The sequence below is a fragment of the Novipirellula sp. genome (genome assembly GCF_041583735.1).
Taxonomy (GTDB): Bacteria; Planctomycetota; Planctomycetia; order Pirellulales; family Pirellulaceae; genus Novipirellula.
Window position 1 is genome coordinate 1 of record NZ_JBFHFD010000726.1, and the last position, 4107, is coordinate 4107.

Annotated in this window: 3 protein-coding genes; all 3 read left to right on the forward strand. The window is 54.3% G+C overall.

The annotated features are described in order from the left end of the window. Positions 1–712 precede the first annotated feature (712 nt). The 3 genes from ABX962_RS31685 (at position 713) to ABX962_RS31695 (ending at position 3836) form a co-directional block, all read left to right on the forward strand. Positions 713–1603 (forward strand): alpha/beta fold hydrolase, encoded by an 891-nt coding sequence (locus ABX962_RS31685; RefSeq protein ID WP_372725602.1) that lies wholly within the window; start codon positions 713–715, stop codon positions 1601–1603. An 87-nt stretch (positions 1604–1690) separates the two neighbouring features. Continuing rightward, the gene (locus tag ABX962_RS31690) at positions 1691–2221 is read left to right on the forward strand and encodes a hypothetical protein (protein ID WP_372725604.1); all 531 of its coding nucleotides are present in this window, start codon (positions 1691–1693) and stop codon (positions 2219–2221) included. A gap of 226 nt (positions 2222–2447) precedes the next feature. Beyond that, the gene (locus ABX962_RS31695) at positions 2448–3836 is read left to right on the forward strand and encodes a TlpA family protein disulfide reductase (protein ID WP_372725606.1); all 1389 of its coding nucleotides are present in this window, start codon (positions 2448–2450) and stop codon (positions 3834–3836) included. Positions 3837–4107: the final 271 nt, after the last annotated feature.

The window sequence follows — 4107 nt, forward strand, 5'->3', positions numbered from 1 at the left end:
AGTGAGGAGTGAGGAGTGAGGAGTGAGGAGTGAGGAGTGAGGAGTGAGGAGTGAGGAGTGAGGAGTGAGGAGTGAGGAGTGAGGAGTGAGGAGTTCTCGGCAGGTGATCGCGGATGTAGGACAGAAAGATTAGTGCGACAGGAAGATTGGAAAGCCGGAGAGGTGAGCATACTCTTCTTCTGACTTCATCTTTTTGCCACCCATTTTTTTGCCTGTTTTTGGGCATCAGGGGAGGTAGCGATCGATTGGGATCGTGGTCACCAATTCAACTTGTCGGCTGGACGGTGCGTCGATCGTTACCACGGCTCGTTCGAGTTGTTGATCGCGATGCATTCGCGTGTTTCGCGGGCAAACCTTCGAATGCGTTATTCGCTGCGAGTCAGATGGATTTCCACAGAGCCCACGTGCTCTTGCCGCCGATTTGATTGCGATTGAAGAATGCGAGGAAATGGCAATGGAGAGGTGTCGGCTGCGAGCCGGATGCGGTAACGCGGCACGTCTGGATCGGAGAGGGGCCGAGGGTCAATGAGGCAGGGTTAAAATTTTGTGACATCACGCCAGGGAAACCAGTGGCAAACAGAAAACACAAAGCTTAACCTAAACCAAAGAGACCTCGGTCGACTTGCCGCGGAGTCCTGAAAAACACTTTACCTGATGGTGGCTCGTCCGCTCGGGCTAGGTGACCTTTGCCGTTATCCCACGGGAACAGCTTTTGTCTGCGCAAATTTGGAAGACGTCTGCGGGGCGTGATAGACTGAACGCCTGGTACGACAAATTCGCATCGAAACTCGAAACCGAAGTGACGCAATTGTCCGTGGCGACGTCCATTGGACCCTCGCACGTGTTGGCCTCGGGACCGGAAGATGGCCTTCCGCTGGTTTGTCTGCATGGCATGCGATCTGGAGCGTCATTCTTGCTTTCGGAGCTCCCGACGCTCGCGAAACATTTCCGCCTCTACGCGCCAGATATGCCGGGACAGTCCATTCGCGGGCCTGAGGTGAAGCTACCGGTAAACGACGACTCATACGCCGATTGGTTGTTGGACGTAATGGACGGACTTGGTTTGCCTAGTGCCAACCTTTTCGGTGTCAGTTGGGGAGGGTTTGTCGCGAGGCTCACCGCGTCCAAAGCGCCCGAGCGAGTATCCAAGCTGTCGATCATGGTTCCGGCTGGCATTGCGAACGGTTCCCATTTGACCGGCATGGCAAAGATGGCGTTCCCGATGATCCGCCACACGCTTTGGCCGACGTCAAACAGTCTTCGATCACTTTTGCATCCGATCATGACGACTTGGGACTCTGATTGGGCAAACGCAATTGCTTGCTCGCTCCAAGATATGAAGATGGATACCAGAATACCGCCACTGGCGACGGACGACGACTTGCAGCGACTCCAGATGCCGACACTTGTGATCGCAGGCACCGATGATATCTCGTTTCCTGGGTCACTGGTGCTGGATCGCGTGAGGCGGCTTGTTCCAGATGTTAAAACCGAGCTGATCCATGACTGCAAGCACTGTCCTCCCACCACAGAAGTCTTTCGGGTCTGGCTTGGTGACCGTCTGTCTCGATTCATTCATGATGAACCCGAACCGGTGGGATAACTAGAGGATGACCCGCTTCTGCCACCACGTGAATTCCGCCGTTATCGGACTGAAGTTGCCCTGTTTTTGACGTGTAGGTGAGCATTCATGAGATTCTCGCTTTCAACCCTTCTTGTTGTCGTTACGCTGTTTTCCGCATGGTTTGCATCGGTGCATCACAAGGCGACTCAGCAGCGAAGTGCGGTCGCGTGGCTTAGCGGGCTGCACACCGGGGTATGGCGTTACGATTCACAGGACCAGAGTCTCGGGTTCGTTGACCCGTCTAACGCTGTCCCGAGTGGCATCATTGAGCAGTTTTTGGGGCCGCACTACGCGCACGATGTGGAAGAAGTACTCGTTTATGATCCCCAACTTGGTAGCTTAGAGCGGATTGCCATGCTCCGTTCTCTTAAGACGCTGGACGTCGGTTCTGAATTGCCGCTCGATTTGACTCCCGTTTCTCGACTCTCGCGACTGACACGGCTCACGGTCCACGCCGAAAGAATTGATTCGCTTCGGCCGTTGCATAAAATGTCGAACCTGAAGACGGTGCTGCTCGTCGACACTCGAGTGGATCGACACGAAATTCGGGCTTTGCAAGCGGCGAGGCCTGAAATGCAGGTTCAGTTGGTTCCTTAGCGTCTAGTAACCTTTCTCTCCGCATCGCTGGCAATCAAATTTACCGTTGTTTGCGTGGAAAGGGAAAAAAGGCCGCGTGATTAGGAGTTGTCGGCAGACTATTTACAGAGAGGGCAGACTTTACCACGATCGGAATGGCGTTCGTTTTATTCCGTTCGATCTTCGAGATGGTGGTCATTCCGGCTTTCGTAACTGAATCATTCCAGCCACGACGGGACGTAATTTGATGTCGCACAAATCAAAACGTTGGATGGCGGTCGGTACTGCTTGTTTTGGACTTATTGCCGGTGGGGTTTTCGTCTTCAATCGCGAGCATCCGAGTGCGGTTCCGCTGATTCCGATCGGACATCTCTCAGGAAAGCTGCCGTTGGAACGCGAGGTGGAAGCGGTTCGGCAACCATTGCAGCCGACGGGGGATGCGGAAGCCGATGCGCAGACCGTTTTGGAATCGCTTCAGCAATTGGCGCATACCACTCAGTCGTTTCGCGTCCGCCAAACACGGCATTACACCCGCGAGATGTCTGGATTCGCTCCGATCCCATCGTTGATCGCCGGCATCCGGCCCAATCAACTTGTGCTTCGTTATGAAAACTGGGTGGGGGGACTTGTGTTTGTCTGTAACGGAGACCGGTTCCGTGTCAATTGCGAGCACGATCTCGACCAGTCTCTATCGGGAAGTCAGAGATACTATCTTGAGGGTGCTGCCCCCGACAGCCTCGACACGGTTCTGCGTCACATCGACCAACTTTCGCTTTCGCCTCCCACTCATGCTTTTCCTGAGTTGGAACTGATGGCGTTGCTGCCCTTTACCGATAATGTCGCTGAATTTTTAGGTAGCCGCGGATGGGGTACCGTGAAGTGGATGGGAAGCGAAGACATCGAGGGCCGAAGAACCGAGCATTTAGTGTGTAGCGGTAGGGTGTGTCGTTTGAAAGCAGCTGCAGGTTCTGTCGCGTCACGTGAGGCGAAGCCGGCAGACCCGGATTCAGACCCCGACTCAGAGCCAGACGAAAACAAGCTGCATCTGTGGATCGACGCCGATGGACCTGCGCTGCTTCGCAAAGTTTCGCTAAGCGATTTTGCGATGACCTACACCGACTGGGCTCTCAATCCCATCCTTCCGGACAAGACGTTTGAGTTGCCGTCGAGACATGGTTATCAGCAAATCGCTTTCGAATTCCCAAAGGGGGGTAGTTGGATTGGGCGACAAGCACCCGAGTTGCAGATGCAGACGCTCAGCGGCCAGTCGCAGCAGTTGGCGGATTACCGCGGCAAGGTGGTTGTACTTGACTTTTGGGCCACATGGTGCGGTCCTTGTCTAAGAGAACTGCCGGTTGTAGCTGAGATTGTCGATGAGTTTTCGGATCAAGATGTGAGGTTGCTAGCGGTCACGAACGAGTCCGACGTCAAGAAAATTCATGCGACCCTGGACCGAATCGATGTGAATGTCGAGGCGGTGCTCGATACGAATCAGCAGTCGTCCGCGTTCGGCGTGGCAAGCATCCCGCACTTGGTCGTGATCGATCGGCAAGGAGACATTCAAGCTGTCCATGTCGGTTTTACCTCAGGATTACAGGAATCGCTTCGCGAAGAGTTAGCCCGGCTCACTCAATAACACCGCAAGGTGATGATTCATTGTGCCAGCGGCACGCCCTCTCCAAAGGGCAGCGCTGTGACGCATTTCAAGGTGGCAAATTACTACATTTGCGTTTTGTAGACACGCTGCTCCGAAAACGGCATCCGGTAATTTGCTGGGTGCGGGCAGACCGATAGCGATGGCTCTTATGGACAAGGCCTTAAATATCGGCTTGTGGATTATTTGTGTTTAGGTGACGTGACGTCGTTCAGGCTGTCTGGAAAGGCCGGAGCGTCACCTCGAACCCCAT

What these genes read in the sequence shown, in the direction of transcription:
- ABX962_RS31690 (WP_372725604.1), top strand. Translation starts at nt 1,691, where the DNA reads ATGAGATTCTCGCTTTCAACCCTTCTTGTTGTCGTTACGCTGTTTTCC.
- ABX962_RS31695 (WP_372725606.1), top strand. Translation starts at nt 2,448, where the DNA reads ATGTCGCACAAATCAAAACGTTGGATGGCGGTCGGTACTGCTTGTTTT.